The sequence below is a fragment of the Ruegeria sp. YKSE079 genome (genome assembly GCF_059612845.1).
Genome location: NZ_JBXWRJ010000017.1, coordinates 14817 through 28368, shown reverse-complemented (window position 1 = coordinate 28368; position 13552 = coordinate 14817). Strand labels below are relative to the sequence as shown.

At 64.6% G+C, this 13552-nt stretch carries 14 protein-coding genes and 1 riboswitch; of the genes, 1 reads left to right on the top strand and 13 read right to left on the bottom strand.

All coding sequences use genetic code 11. From position 1 onward, the window contains the following. Positions 1-19 precede the first annotated feature (19 nt). The 8 genes from AC2FMY_RS15695 to cbiE all read right to left on the bottom strand — a co-directional run bounded on the left by AC2FMY_RS15695 (position 20) and on the right by cbiE (position 6301). On the bottom strand, positions 20-712 hold the full coding sequence (locus AC2FMY_RS15695; protein WP_496745683.1) for a CbtA family protein: 693 nt from the start codon (positions 710-712) through the stop codon (positions 20-22). Positions 713-715: 3 nt separating this feature from the next. Next, the gene (locus tag AC2FMY_RS15690; RefSeq protein WP_480751289.1) at positions 716-886 is read right to left on the bottom strand and encodes a CbtB domain-containing protein; all 171 of its coding nucleotides are present in this window, start codon (positions 884-886) and stop codon (positions 716-718) included. A 35-nt stretch (positions 887-921) separates the two neighbouring features. Then, positions 922-1132, bottom strand: a riboswitch (cobalamin riboswitch). A gap of 43 nt (positions 1133-1175) precedes the next feature. Further along, entirely contained in the window at positions 1176-1919 is a 744-nt protein-coding gene (gene cobF / locus AC2FMY_RS15685; RefSeq protein ID WP_480751290.1) for a precorrin-6A synthase (deacetylating), read from the bottom strand. After that, complete coding sequence (cobA, locus tag AC2FMY_RS15680) at positions 1912-2640, bottom strand: uroporphyrinogen-III C-methyltransferase (RefSeq protein ID WP_496807682.1); 729 nt, start codon at positions 2638-2640, stop codon at positions 1912-1914. The genes cobF and cobA overlap by 8 nt, the downstream gene beginning before the upstream one ends. Next, positions 2637-3959 carry a cobyrinic acid a,c-diamide synthase CobB gene (locus AC2FMY_RS15675; protein ID WP_496745679.1) on the bottom strand — a complete coding sequence of 441 codons (1323 nt, stop codon included), beginning with the start codon at positions 3957-3959 and terminating at the stop codon, positions 2637-2639. The genes cobA and AC2FMY_RS15675 overlap by 4 nt, the downstream gene beginning before the upstream one ends. Next, the gene (gene cobM / locus AC2FMY_RS15670) at positions 3946-4740 is read right to left on the bottom strand and encodes a precorrin-4 C(11)-methyltransferase (protein ID WP_496745677.1); all 795 of its coding nucleotides are present in this window, start codon (positions 4738-4740) and stop codon (positions 3946-3948) included. The genes AC2FMY_RS15675 and cobM overlap by 14 nt, the downstream gene beginning before the upstream one ends. Then, a complete protein-coding gene (locus tag AC2FMY_RS15665) occupies positions 4737-5120 on the bottom strand; it encodes a cobalamin biosynthesis protein (RefSeq protein WP_496745675.1) in 384 nt (127 codons plus the stop codon). The genes cobM and AC2FMY_RS15665 overlap by 4 nt, the downstream gene beginning before the upstream one ends. Next, positions 5102-6301 carry a precorrin-6y C5,15-methyltransferase (decarboxylating) subunit CbiE gene (gene cbiE / locus AC2FMY_RS15660; protein WP_480751298.1) on the bottom strand — a complete coding sequence of 400 codons (1200 nt, stop codon included), beginning with the start codon at positions 6299-6301 and terminating at the stop codon, positions 5102-5104. Before cbiE ends, AC2FMY_RS15665 begins: the two co-directional genes overlap by 19 nt. On the opposite strand from cbiE, the gene AC2FMY_RS15655 reads away from it, so the two are divergent. Next, a complete protein-coding gene (locus AC2FMY_RS15655) occupies positions 6300-7049 on the top strand; it encodes a cobalt-precorrin-6A reductase (RefSeq protein ID WP_496745673.1) in 750 nt (249 codons plus the stop codon). The genes cbiE and AC2FMY_RS15655 overlap by 2 nt on opposite strands. On the opposite strand, the gene cobJ is transcribed toward AC2FMY_RS15655, so the two are convergent. Genes cobJ through cobN form a run of 5 tightly spaced genes read right to left on the bottom strand, consistent with a single transcriptional unit; the run spans position 7022 to position 13542 of the window. Beyond that, a complete protein-coding gene (gene cobJ / locus AC2FMY_RS15650; RefSeq protein WP_496745671.1) occupies positions 7022-7774 on the bottom strand; it encodes a precorrin-3B C(17)-methyltransferase in 753 nt (250 codons plus the stop codon). The genes AC2FMY_RS15655 and cobJ overlap by 28 nt on opposite strands. Beyond that, positions 7771-8499, bottom strand: coding sequence for a precorrin-2 C(20)-methyltransferase (locus tag AC2FMY_RS15645; RefSeq protein WP_480751302.1), 729 nt, complete (start codon positions 8497-8499; stop codon positions 7771-7773). Before AC2FMY_RS15645 ends, cobJ begins: the two co-directional genes overlap by 4 nt. Next, the gene (locus AC2FMY_RS15640) at positions 8496-9125 is read right to left on the bottom strand and encodes a precorrin-8X methylmutase (protein ID WP_480751303.1); all 630 of its coding nucleotides are present in this window, start codon (positions 9123-9125) and stop codon (positions 8496-8498) included. Before AC2FMY_RS15640 ends, AC2FMY_RS15645 begins: the two co-directional genes overlap by 4 nt. After that, entirely contained in the window at positions 9125-10252 is a 1128-nt protein-coding gene (gene cobG / locus AC2FMY_RS15635; RefSeq protein ID WP_496745669.1) for a precorrin-3B synthase, read from the bottom strand. The genes AC2FMY_RS15640 and cobG overlap by 1 nt, the downstream gene beginning before the upstream one ends. Further along, the gene (gene cobN, locus AC2FMY_RS15630; protein ID WP_496807681.1) at positions 10249-13542 is read right to left on the bottom strand and encodes a cobaltochelatase subunit CobN; all 3294 of its coding nucleotides are present in this window, start codon (positions 13540-13542) and stop codon (positions 10249-10251) included. The genes cobG and cobN overlap by 4 nt, the downstream gene beginning before the upstream one ends. Positions 13543-13552 lie beyond the last annotated feature (10 nt).

The window sequence follows — 13552 nt, the reverse complement described above, 5'->3', positions numbered from 1 at the left end:
GGGATGCATCAGCAAACGATTACGCGTTGGCTTCGGCGCGTTTTCCTTCGGCCTGCCAGAAATATCCGGCAAACGTGCCCACCAGAACCCAGGCGGCCATACCGACACCAAAGGCGCGCGCCGCGAACAGGGCGCCCAGTTCGGTCGGAACCGGGCCGGTAAAGCTGTCGGGTTCGGGGGCTCCGATCAGGTGCGGCGCCAAAAGCAGCACGGTCGCGATCAGGTAGCTGATCAGATTGCCACCGAACGCGATCAGCCACATGGCGACACCTGCCGCTGCCACGGTTCCGGTCCACCAGATCTGGCGCGCGGTGATGTCGGAATAGGCCACACCGGGCACCTCAGGCGCCAAGGACAGTCCGGGCGCGAAGTGGAAAGTGATGAAGCCCGCCAACCCCCACAGGATGCCGGTGCGGGCATTGACCTCATGGCCCATCCGTTCTGCCATCGACATCAGGGCCACCAGCACCAGCGCATAGCCGGTATAGGTCAGCATGGTGAACACGATGCTCAGCCCATCGCGCATCAGGTCGAACCCCGGCAGATCCGGATGTGCCGAAACGGCGGCTGCTCCGAAATGCACCAATTCGCCGGACTCGTAGAGTTCAGCGTGAAGCAGGACGGGCTGCACAAATACGAGCTGCAGCAGGGCGGTGATCAGCCCTGCTGCAGCGCCAGCGAACAACGCGCTGGTCAGAATGCGACTGAACATGGGTCAGTGGCAGGGGAAGCCGGTTGAGTGGCGCACATCATGAGCGGCGTCGTGCAGGGCGGATGCCTGAACATGGCCGGTCAGGGTGATGATCCCCAGACCCAGAACAACAGCAAACAGAGCCGGAAGGATGGCCGAACCGGCAGCAGATGCCTTGAGCGTTTTGGTCGTCATTTTAGTCCTCCTGAGCCGCCGCACCCGACGGCCGGTGTTTCGTTTCTTGCCTGGCAGGTCTCCTGGCTTGCGGGTCGGTGCCTCTGTTCGCCTTCCCCCCGGGACAGTTCCGGGAGTGGCTGGTTGAACAGAAGCTCACCGCTTACAGTCGCGGGGGCGGCTTTGGATTTGACCACCGGGATGGCCGCACCAAATTCCCTCTTAGCACCGGAATTCTCCGGCAGGACCAGACCCTTTCATTTAGCCGCGATGCAGTCGTTCGCGCAATTCCCATTTGCGACCCATTCGGTCATTTTTCGCGCCTGCGCAGCAAATAGATGTCCATGATCCAGCCATGATCGGCGCGTGCCCGGGCACGGGTTTCAAGAATCTTGTCCGCAACGTCCGCCAGAGGGCCTTTGACCAGGATTTCTTCCTTCATGCCCACATACGCGCCCCACCAAATGTCGAACGCCATCATATCAAGGCTTTGAAACGAGCATTCGCCGTCCAGCATGACCGCAACCTTGTCGGCACCGTCAGGCCAGCCCTCGTCCCGGATGCGGCGGCCGGTCGTGACGACATAGGGCGCGCCGATGTCGTTGATCGGAATCGCATGGGCGGCCGTCAGTGCCTGCAGCGCGGTGATGCCGGGAATCACCCGTGTGACCGGCTGCGGGTCCAGCCGCGACGCAATTCGCAGCGAACTGTCATAAAGCGATGGATCACCCCAGATCAGCAGCGCCACCTGCCGGGCCTGCGGAAACCCGGCGATCGTCTCCTGCCAGCGCAGGGCGATAGCGTCATGCCATTCGTCCACGCCGCGTAAATAGCCGTTATCGGCGCGGCGCCTGGGGATATCGAAATAGGCGATCTGAGGTGCCGCGTCCGCCACTTGCGCGATGATCTCCTCCCGCAGTCCAGCCAGATCGGCCTTGTTCTCGCCCTTGCGGGGGATCAGGATCAGGTCCGCCGCCCGTATCGCGTTTGCCCCCTGGAACGTGACGTGATCGGGATTGCCGGTGCCGATACCGATCAGGTTCAGCTCATACATCCCCGAACTCCGCCAACGGGCCGTAAAGGATCAGGGCGGGGGCGGTGCCGACCTCTGATTTCAGTTGCTCCGCCAATGCTCCGATCGTTGCGCGTTGCAGTTTCTGGTCCGGCGTCGACACGGATTCGGCCATCAGCGCCGGGGTGTCGAGCGGCAGCCCGTGGTCATTCAGAGCCTCGACCAGCAATGGAAACGTGCGCTTGCCCATGAAAACGACGGTGGTCGCGCCAGCATCGGCCAAGGCAGGTAAATTCAGATCCTGAGGCAGCTTGCCGCTGACATCATGGCCGGTGACGAACTGCACCCGCCGCGCCGTCAGCCTGCGGGTCAGCGGAATGCCCGCCGCCGCCGCCGCCGCGATGGCCGACGGGATGCCGGGAATGATCTCATAGTCGATACCGGCCTCGCGCAGGGCGACGATTTCCTCCTCCAACCGACCGAACAGACCACCATCACCGGATTTCAGCCGTACGACACGCTGTCCGGTCTGGGCATAATCGACCAGCAGACGGCTGACATGGTCCTGCTTGGGCGAGGGGCGACCGGCGCGTTTGCCGACACCGACCAGATCGGCATCCTCGCGCGCGTGTGTCAGGATCGGACCGCTGCTCAGATCATCGAACAGCACCGCGTCGGCCTTGCCGAGCCGGTCCACCGCCTTGAGCGTCAAAAGTTCCGGATCGCCGGGACCGGAGCCGATGAAAGAGACAAAGCCGCTCATGTCGAAGCCTCCGCAATCAGGTGGAAAAAGGTGCCGGTAACGTTGCCGCGTACCGAGCCGGTTTGAGGGCCTTCGACCCCTTCAGCGTCAAAGACCTGCGCCAGCGGCGCGTCCGGTTGGTCGACAATCGACGAATAGTGAAACTCGTGCCCGCGCAACATTGCGCCCGCGCCATGTCCGGGTATCGGCGCAATCAGACGCGCCTTGCGGTATCCCAGATTGAACTTGCGTTTTTCATAAGACGTGACCAGACCCAACAGCCCGGCCATCTTGTGGCCTACCCCATCCTTGTCGATCAGTGCTTCGCCCAGGGCCATGTAACCGCCGCATTCACCGTGTACAGGCTTTGTCTCGGCATGTTTGCGCAGACCGGTCAGGAACGTGTCGGCTGTTGCCAGCTTGCCAGCATGCAATTCGGGATAACCACCCGGCAGCCAGACCAGATCGGCATCCGCCGCCGGCGCCTCATCCGCCAGCGGAGAAAACGGCAGGATTTCGGCCCCCGCCGCGCGCCAGCCTTCCAACAAATGCGGATAGGTAAAGGAAAAGGCCTCGTCCCGCGCCAATGCGATGCGCTGCGCCGGGGGAAATGGCAGCGCCGACGCCGAGGACCCTTGCGGACTTGATGAAGCCGCCGCCTTGATTGCCTCCAGATCCACATGTTCGCGCAAAAACGCCGCGTAACCGGCAATCGCGCTTTCCAGATCGGGGTGTTCAACCGCCTGTATCAGGCCCAGATGCCGTTCAGGCAAGGTCAGATCGCCCCGGCGCGGCAGTACGCCCAGCACCGGCAGACCCGCACGCTCCATCCCCAACCGGGTCAGGCGTTCATGTCGGGGGCTGGCGCAGCGGTTCAATATCACCCCGGCAAAGGGCAGGTCAGGGTTGTACATCCGGAACCCCAGCGCCGTGGCCGCCGCCGATTGCGCCTGACCGCCCACATCCAGAACCAGTACCACCGGCCAACCCATCCGCAGTGCGGTTTCGGCGCTCGACCCATGGCCCAGCTCGCCCGGTTTGGCAACGCCGTCGAACAGGCCCATCGACCCTTCGGCCACCACGATGTCCGCACCCTCGGCCTGGGCCGAGATCGCGCCCAGCAGCGGTTCGCCCATCGCCCAGCTGTCCAGGTTGAACGAGGAACGCCCCGCCGCCGCGCGGTGAAAGGCCGGGTCGATGTAATCCGGCCCGCTCTTGAACGGTTGAACGGTCAGCCCGTCCTCGGCCAGCGCTCTGAGCAGGCCCAGCATCACCGTCGTCTTGCCGGTACCCGACGAGGGCGCCGAAATCAGAACTCCCGGCGGGTTAGTCATCGCCATGACTCCAGCTCGACCACGGGCTGTCCGCGCTCTGCGGGCGATAGCGCCGGTCGTATTCCTTGGAATAGAGGCAGCTTTCGTCAAACCCTTCGCCGGCCAGCGCTGGCCCCACCAAGATCAGCGCGGTCCGCGAGATGCTCGCGTCCAGCGCTTCTTTCAGGGTGTCGAGCGTTGCGCGGATGATTCGCTGGTCCGGCCAGCTGGCGCGATAGACCACGGCCACCGGGCAATCCGCTCCGTAATGCGGGGCCAGATCGGCGATGACCTTGTCCAGATTGCCGATCGACAGGTGAATGGCCAGCGTCGCGCCGGTGCGGGCAAAGTTTTCCAGCGTCTCGCCAGCGGGCATCGACGAGGCGCGGCCCGGCGTGCGGGTCAGCACCACCGATTGCGCCAGACCGGGCAGGGTCAGCTCGGTGCCCAAGGCCGCCGCCGCGGCTGCAAACGAAGGAACGCCGGGCGTCACGCTGACCGGAATGCCCAACTGTTTCAGGCGGCGGATCTGTTCGCCCATCGCGGACCAGACCGACAGATCGCCAGAATGCAGCCGCGCCACATCGTGGCCCGCCTGATGGGCGATTTCGATCTCGGCCATGATCTGATTCAGATCCATCGGCGCGGTGTTGACGATTTTTGCACCTTCGGGGCAGTGGCCCAGGATTTCTTCGGGCACCAGCGACCCGGCATAAAGGCAGACCGGGCACGAGGCGATGATATCGCGCCCGCGCAGGGTCAGCAGATCGGCGGCGCCCGGTCCGGCGCCAATGAAGTGAACGGTCATTTAGGCTCTCCAGTTGCAACCGCACAGGTGGCCAGGCGGTCGGTCGAGATCTGTCGGGGTGAAACCAGTCGGGCACCTGTTCCGGCGGCGACGAGGGCAGAAGCTTCGGCCACGCTTCCGGTGCCATAAGTGGCGCGGCTGCGGGACGAGCAGGTCAACGTGCGCTGGCCGCTCAGATCGGCAGGCGCAACGAAATAGAGGGGCAGGGCAGAGGTTGCGGCAAATTCGATCAGGGCAGGATGGCCCTCCTTGTCCGCCACCGTTGCCAAGGCTGCGACGGTTTGCCCTTTGGTGGCCCGGTCATAGGCGTCGCGCAGGCTTTGAGCCGTTGCCGTCGATGAAAATCCAAGCCCCGCAACGATCATAGCGTCACGCTCCATTGAACTACCGGATAGGCCGATTTCCAGCCCCGTCGCGGCCCGAGCGGGGCGGATTGCGCCAGTTCGATCCGCAGCAGATCGCCGCCCAGCTTGTCATGCCACTGCGCCAGCAGCGCCTCGCTTTCCAGCGTCACCGCATTGGCGACCAGCCGAGTGCCCCTGGACAGGTTCGCGGCAAGCCAATCCAAAAGCGCGGTGCTCAGCCCTCCGCCGATGAAAACCACATCCGGTCTGGGCAATCCGCTCAACGCATCCGGCGCGGTGCCATGCACCACGTTCAGGCGGTCCTGTCCTAGCGCGTCGGCGTTACGGCGAATGCGGTCGGCCCGGTCGGCGCGCGGTTCGATCGTGGTGGCGGTCAGCGTCTGATCGCACATCAGCCATTCGATGCTGATCGAGCCTGTGCCACCGCCAATATCCCACAGGTGTTCGCCCCGCTGTGGCGCCAGCGCCGACAGCGTCAGCGCCCGAACGGGGCGTTTGGTGATCTGCCCGTCGGTCTCGAAAATATCGTCTGGTTTTCCGGATGCCATGGGCACGCCCAAACCCGCGCCCGCCACCTCCAGCGCGACACATATCGGATGTGCGAATGTGCCAAGCAAGGCTTCGGTCAGCGTGGCTTTCTGCATGCGCTCGCGCGGGCCACCCAACGCTTCGAGGATGTGCAGCGTGGTGTCGGCAAAGCCGGTTTCGGTCAGGTAAGTCGCCAGTTCCGCCACCGCAGCGCCGTTGCGCAACAGGACAATCGCCCGCAACCCCCGCGCCAGATGCGGGCGCAGACGTGTCAGGGGCGCGGCATGCAGCCCGAATGTCAGGGTGTCTTCCAGGGGCCAGGCCAGACGCGCCGCTGCCAGGGAAAAGGTCGACTGGCCTGGAATGGCGGTCCATTCACCGGCATCGAAATGTCGGGCGATCACCGAACCGGCTCCAAACCAGAACGGATCGCCCGAGGCAAGCACCACGACGCGGCGCCCGCGCAAGCCTTGCAGCAGCGGCAGGCCGGCGGAAAACGGCACCGGCCATTCAATTCGGTCGGCCCCGGATTCCGGGATCAGCGACAAATGGCGGGGCGGCCCCATGACGACCTGCGCCGCATCCAGCACTTGACGGGTTGCCGGTGTCAGTCCATCCAGTCCATCTTCGCCCAAACCCAGAACGGTCAGCCACGGAGCGTCACTCATGTCCCATCTCCTGATCCTTGGCGGCACGACCGAGGCCAATGCGCTGGCCAAAGCCGTCGCAGAACTCGGGTTGACCGCAACGTATTCTTACGCGGGCCGCGTGGAGACCCCCCGTCCGCAACCCCTGCCAACACGCGTCGGCGGTTTTGGCGGCTCTCAGGGGCTGGTTCGTTTTATCCACGATCATGGCATCACGCACGTGATCGACGCCACCCACCCATTTGCTGCGCAAATGAGCCGCAACGCAATTGCTGCCTGTGCCGAAACCGGTGCCGCCCTGGCGGCGTTGACCCGCCCTGAATGGCAATCTCAAGACGGCGATCATTGGCGCCACGTTCCCGATATCGCGGCGGCGGTTGGCGCTCTTTCGGGCGCCTCTCGACGGGTTTTTCTTGCCGTGGGCCGCATGCATCTGGAAGATTTCGCCGCCCAGCCCCAGCATCGCTATCTGCTGCGGCTGGTGGACCAACCCGGCGCTTTGCCATTGCCCGATTGCGACGTGGTGGTCTCGCGCGGCCCGTTCACGTTTGCGGATGACCTGGCCCTGATGCGGCGCCACGGCACCGAACTTGTTGTGTCCAAGAACGCCGGCGGCTCTGGCGCACGCGCCAAGCTCGACGCCGCGCGCGAACTGGGCCTGCCGGTGCTGATGATCGATCGTCCCGCTCTGCCGCAGCGGACCGAGTTTTCGAATGTGGCGCAGGTTGTGGACTGGTTGGCTCATTCCGGGGTGAACCTCGGCGTGTAAACGATTGGCGTGCCTTGCCTTTCGATGATCCGCGTGCGCGAAGATCCCACTATGACAACTGTCTGCATATCCGCCATCTCCGGTGTCGCCTCGGCCAAGGTCGAGATGCGCAGAGCTTCGTCTTTGCGTGATACGGCGCGGGCAAACAGGATCAGGCGTTTTGGCTCGCATTCCTTGCGCAGGATTTCCAGCGTTTTTGCAAAACCTTCAGGCCGGGACTTCGAGCGTGGATTGTAGAATGCCATGGCAAAATCGGCCTGCGCCGCAAGACGCAGGCGCTTTTCGATCAATTCCCACGGCTTGAGGTTGTCACTGAGGTTGATGGCGCAGAAATCGTGGCCCAAGGGCGCACCGGCGCGGGCCGAGGCCGCTAGCATCGCGGTGATGCCGGGCATTACCGAGACATCGAGATCGCGCCATTCCACAGGGCCATTTTCCATCGCCTCGAATACGGCCGCGGCCATTGCGAACACGCCGGGATCGCCCGAGGACACCACCACCACCCGCTTGCCTTCCGCCGCCATCTGCAACGCATGTTGCGAACGGTCGATTTCGACCCGGTTGTCGCTGGCGTGTAACGTCAGCCCTGCGCGCTCGGCCAGCCGTGCGACATAAGGGATATAGCCCACCACATCGGTCGCTTCGGCCAGCGCCTCGGTCACTTCGGGCGTGATCAGCGCCTCGTTGCCCGGCCCAAGGCCTGCGATCTTGACCCAGCCGCTCATGGCCGCCGCCCGTGACCGTGGACGATGATGATCGAGAAATATGGCGTGATCCTGTCGCAGGCCTCGCTCAGCTTGGTCACCGTCTGGTTCGGCATCTGCGCGTATTCCACGATCCAGGCCCGGTCATAGAGCCCGGAGGTCTTGAGCGCCCGTGTCACCTTGTCAATATTGCGCCCGATCTTCATCACCACCAGCGCATCGGTCTGTGCCATGCGCTCGGCCAGCATCTCTTCGGGCAGGGTGCCGACCAGAACCGTCAGCACATCATCGCCCCAGGTGATCGGATCGCCCGTTGCGGTCCAGGCCCCTGACATGCCGGTGATCGCGGGCACAACCTCGACCGGGGCCTGATCACGCAAGCGATTGTAAAGATGCATGAAAGAGCCATAGAAGAACGGATCGCCCTCGCACAGAACAACCACATCCTCGCCCTGAGCAGACAGCTCCTTCAGCCGCTTGGTGCAATCCTCGTAGAACGCCGCCAAAAGCTCGTTGTAACGTGGATCGGTCACCGGGATTTCGGTGGTCACCGGGTATTCCATCGGAAATTCCACCGCATCGCCCGAAATCATGCCGTTGACGATCTTGCGCGCCTGCCCGGTACGGCCCGGCTTGCGGAAATAGGCGACGTGCCGTGCCCCGCGCAACAGGCGGTCGGCCTTGACGCTCATCAGGTCCGGGTCGCCGGGGCCCAGACCCACGCCATATATGGTTCCCATTTTCATTCTGCCCTGCTTGCGATGGCGTTTATGGCCGCAACCGTGATGGCGCTGCCGCCCAGACGGCCCTTGACGATACAGGACGGCACCGGCTGCGCCTCCCAAAGGGCATCTTTGGATTCGACCGCACCGACAAAACCCACTGGACAGCCGATGATGGCGGCAGGGCGGGGGCAGTCGGGATCTTCGAGCATGTTGAGCAGGTGGAAAAGCGCCGTGGGCGCGTTCCCGATTGCGACCAGCGCGCCTTCCAGCACGGGCCGCCACAGCTCCAGCGCCGCCGCCGAGCGGGTGTTCTGCATTTCCTCTGCCAGCGGGCGGACGCGCTCGTCGTGCAGCGTGCAGATCACCTCGTTTTCGGCGGGCAGGCGAAAGCGGGTGACACCTTCCGACACCATGCGCGCGTCGCACAGGATCGGCGCACCGTTTTCCAGTGCGGCGCGCGCAGCCTGCACGAAGCCGGGCGAGAAATGTACAAATTCCTCAAGCCCGACCATACCGGCGGCGTGGATCATCCGCACCGCGACCTGTTCCTCGTCGGCGTCAAACCGGGCCAGGTCGGCCTCGGACCGGATCGTGGCGAAGGATTGCTTATAGATCGCCGCACCGTTGGTTTCGTATTCATAGGGCATCAGGTCAGGTCCATGCTCTTCAGTGTTTCGGGGCTGAGGCCACGCTGACAGGGCTCATCCCCCGCGCGGCCATGTTTTACGATATCGAATGTTCCGTCATTTCCGACCAGTGTCACATCCGCCGCGCTCATCCGGGCACAGCCCTTTGCGCAGCCCGAAACGTGCAGGCTGCCAGTGACGCGCGGGGCCAGCGTGCGGGCTATGGCGCGGGTCTCAGCCTGCGCTTGCGGGCAGAACGGCGCGCCGGGGCAGGCATCGGTTGTCAGTAACGGGTCATCGGCCCGGGTGACAAAGTCCGGAGCGCGGATCGCCTCCCCGCCTTCCAGCAGGATCAGTCGCCAAGGGGTGACGCGCAGGGCCGGGGCTTTGCTGTCCACGATCAGGCGGGCCAGTTCGGCTGCAGGCAGCTGACCAAAGACCGCGCCGCAAACCGGGCCAAGCGGGGTATTCCCCGGTTGCATCCGTTTGCCAACCGGACCCGGCCGCGCACCCTGCCATTTCTGTGGCAAAGGGATAGCTGCGACCAGCCGCGCCATGCGGCGGGTCTCCTGGCCGTGGTTGTCCGCGAACCAGCGGGCCAGTTCGATCAGCCTGTCGATGGCCTCACTTTCCGGCACCACACGCCCCGTATCGGCACCATCAGCGCGCAGGATCAGGCCATCTGGTCCGGTCTCCAACCGAATATCCGCCGAGTCACCAGAAAGCAGGCGGTCCGGGCCGGTGTCCACGGCAAACCCGAACTTCGCAGGCAATCTGGGCAGGTCCGCCAACCGGTCGATCAATTTTCGGGTCAACCGTGCCGTCAGGTCTCTCTCACGGTAGAGCGGGGTGACAAGGATATTGCGCCGAACCTCAATGCCCGGTTCCGCATCCAGCAGGCCCAACGCCGCCAAGTCATCCAGCAAGGCCGAATGATCGGCCTCGGCGACGCCGCGCAGTTGCAGGTTGGCACGATTGGTCAGGTCGATCGTGCCGTTGCCATATCGGTCCGCTGCCTTGCACAGGCCCAGAACCTGCCCGGCCTCAAGACGCGCAAGTCGGGGCCGCACGCGCACCACCAACCCGTCCCCGGACATCATCGGCCGGTGCGCGCCGGGGCACCATCCCTGGACGATGGGCGCGCTCATCTCAGCCCCTCCAGATCCGCACGGATCGAGTTGCGCCGGGTGTTCCACAGCCCGGCGTCGAAAAGCGCCCGGAACCGGTCATGCATCGCCTTGTGGGCCTGCGGATTGGCGTCCTGCAGAAAGGCATCGACTTCGGGGTCGCCCAGTGTCGCGTCGTGATACAGGTCGAACAGATGCGGCGCGACGGTGCCCGACAGATGCGCGAACGAGGCCATGTGATCCAATGTCGCCGCAATCTCGGCCGCGCCTCGGAACCCGTGTCGCTGCATCCCTGCGATCCAGCCGGGATTGGCGGCGCGGGCATGAACAACGCGGCTGATTTCCTCGGGCAGGGTTCGAGCCCGCGGGGTTTCGGGGTTGGTGTTGTCCAGATGATACAGCCGGGCGCTGCCACCGGTGACCTTCTTGGCCGCCGCGAACCCGGCCTCGTGCGTGGCATAGTCGTTGGCCAGCAGCAGATCGGTTTCGGTCAGGTCCTGCAGGTGAACGAAACTGTCGGCCTTTGCGACGCGATCCGTGATGCCATCCCGATCGTGCGCGATATGCTCGCCCTCCAGCGCGAAGGAGCTTGCGTCAAGCCAGGCCTGCCCGGCCTCTGCGCGGGCCTCGTCCGTATAGGTCTCGGACAGATGCGTCATGTTCAGCCCGTAGCTGCCCGGCGCGGGGCCAAAGACACGGGCCGCAGGTTCCTGACCGGCATAGGGGTTCCAGTCCGGCGCCTCGTCCCTTGCGCACAGCGCACGCACCGCCTGACCGAACAGCGCCGAGAGCGTCGGGAAAACGTCGCGAAACAGCCCCGAAACACGCAGGGTCACATCCAGTCGCGGGCGGTCCAGATCGGTGATCGGCAGCACCTCGATGCCTGATACCCGTTCGGATCCCTGATCCCAGACCGGTTTGACGCCCAACAGGTGCAAGGCCATGGCAAACTCTTCGCCGGCGGTGCGCATGGTGGCCGACCCCCACAGATCGACGATCAACCCTTTGGGGTAATCGCCTTCTTCCTGCAGATGCCGCCGCACCAGTTCTTCGGCCAGTTTCACCCCCTGCGCATAGGCCGCCCGCGTGGGCACCGAGCGTGGATCGGTAGTGTAGAGGTTGCGCCCGGTAGGCAGCACGTCCGAACGCCCGCGATAGGGTGATCCCGACGGGCCGGCCTCGATGCGTTTGCCCGCCAGCGCGGCCAGCAAGGCGGCGCGCTCGGCATGGGCAGACGCTGTGATATCGAAATTGCCTGCCACCTCGGGCACCCGGCCAAAGACGTGCAGCCCGTCACCGAACTGGCTTTCCTTGATGTCACAGACAAAGCGGTCGATCCGGGTGATCGCTTCGGCGGTACTGGTGGCGCGATCAAGGCCCAGATCGTTCTCAAGCCCGATGACCCGTGCCTCGTCGCGGATGTCCGATTGCAGACGGTCGCGGCGCTTTGGATCCAGCCCGTCGGCGTTGGAAAACTCGTCCAACAGCGACTCCAGCCGCACCATCCTATCCGGCGTGCCGCTTTCGCGCAGCGGCGGGGGTACGTGGCCCAGCGTGACGGCGCCGATGCGTCGCTTGGCCTGTGCCGCTTCGCCGGGGTCATTGACAATGAAGGGATAGATCACAGGCAAACCGCCGATCAGCGCCTCGGGCCAGCAGGCCTTGCACAGCGCGACCGACTTTCCTGGCAACCATTCCAGCGTTCCATGCGCGCCGATATGGATGAGCGCATCGGCCCCCGCCGCATGGCGCAGCCAAAGGTAGAAGGCAACATAGGAATGGCGCGGCGTCCGGCTGAGATCGTGATATTCATCGTCGCGCGTCTCGGGCGTGCCGCGCTCGGGTTGCAGGGCGACAATCGCCTTGCCGCGCCGCAGGGCAGTAAAATGAAAGGCGCCGTTGGCAAAAGCCGGGTCGTCTTCGGCCTTGCCCCACACGGTCTCCAGATCTTGCCGCAGCGAAGCGGGCAAGGTGGACAGGGCCGCGCGGTAATCTGTCAAAGACCAGCTTGTCCGCGCGTCAAGCAGGGTATCGGCGATGGGCTCTGCCGGCGCGGTGTCATACCCCTCGCCGCGCAGGTCCTCCAGCATCGCTTCGGCCGAAGCCAGAGCATCCAGTCCCACCGCGTGGGCCATCTGCCAGTCCTTGCCGGGATAGGTCGATAGCACCAGCACCGGCACTTGTTTTGCCTTGGGTTTCGACGTCAGGCAAAGCCAACCCGACACCCGATCCACCAGCGCCCCGATCCGGTCGGGTTCGGGTGCGTGCATTGCACGTGCGAATTGCAGATGCGCGTCGCGCTGCCCCGGCTCCTTGAACGAGATCACGCTGCCGGTGATGCGGCCATCCACTTCGGGCAGCACCACGTGCATGGCCAGGTCCGCAGGCGACAGACCCCGTTCCGCCTCGTCCCACGCCTTGCGGTTCGAGGTGGCGAGCATGGCCTGAAAAACCGGTACCCCCGCGGCATCCAGAGGCGATGTGCCTCCGCCGCCCTTGCCGGAAAAGGCGGTTGCGTTGACGAGGGCCGCAGGTGTCAGCGAAGCAACCTGCTCTGCCAGCCATTTGGCCGATGCGGGCGCTTTCAGCGACGGTGCAAACAGACCGACGGCATCATATCCGCGGGCCCGGAACGCGCGGATCAAGGCGGCGATCGGCGCCGTGTCAGCCGCGCTGAGATAGGCGCGGTAAAACGTGACAAGGATGCGGGGCTTGCCATCTTCGAAGGCGGTCTCTGCCGCGATTACCCCCTGGTCCGGGCACCACGCGCCGCATTCGGGCAGCGCTTTGGACCCCATCACCGGTCCGGCATACAATCCCGTCGCCAGCGCCATCTGTGCCAGCGCGGCCTGGGCCGCCACCTCGCCGCCGGTATCGCACAGATGCGCAAGGCGGCGCAGGGTCGAGACCGGCAGGGTGGAATAGTCGTCCAGCCGGGTATCCTCACGCCCGTCCGCTGGCAGAACAGCCAGCGCCAGCCCTTTCGATTGCGCCAGCGCATGAACCTGCTGCAGCCCGTAAGACCAGTACGGCACGCCGCCTATAAGCCGGATCAGGATGCCCTTGGCCCCCTCCAGCGTCTGTTCGACATAGGTATCGACCGACAGCGGATGCTTAAGCGCCGACAGATTTGCCAGCCGCAATGACGGCATCCGCCCCTCGGCTCCGCCGCCGCGATGCCAGCCCGCCGCGAACGCGCCAAGGTCGCTGTCGGAAAAGGACAGCACCACCAGATCGCCCGGGCTCTGGCCCAGATCGGTCGGTGTTTCGGTCTCTTCCAGACCGTGGCTTTCGCGAAAGACGACATGCATTGGCGTCTCG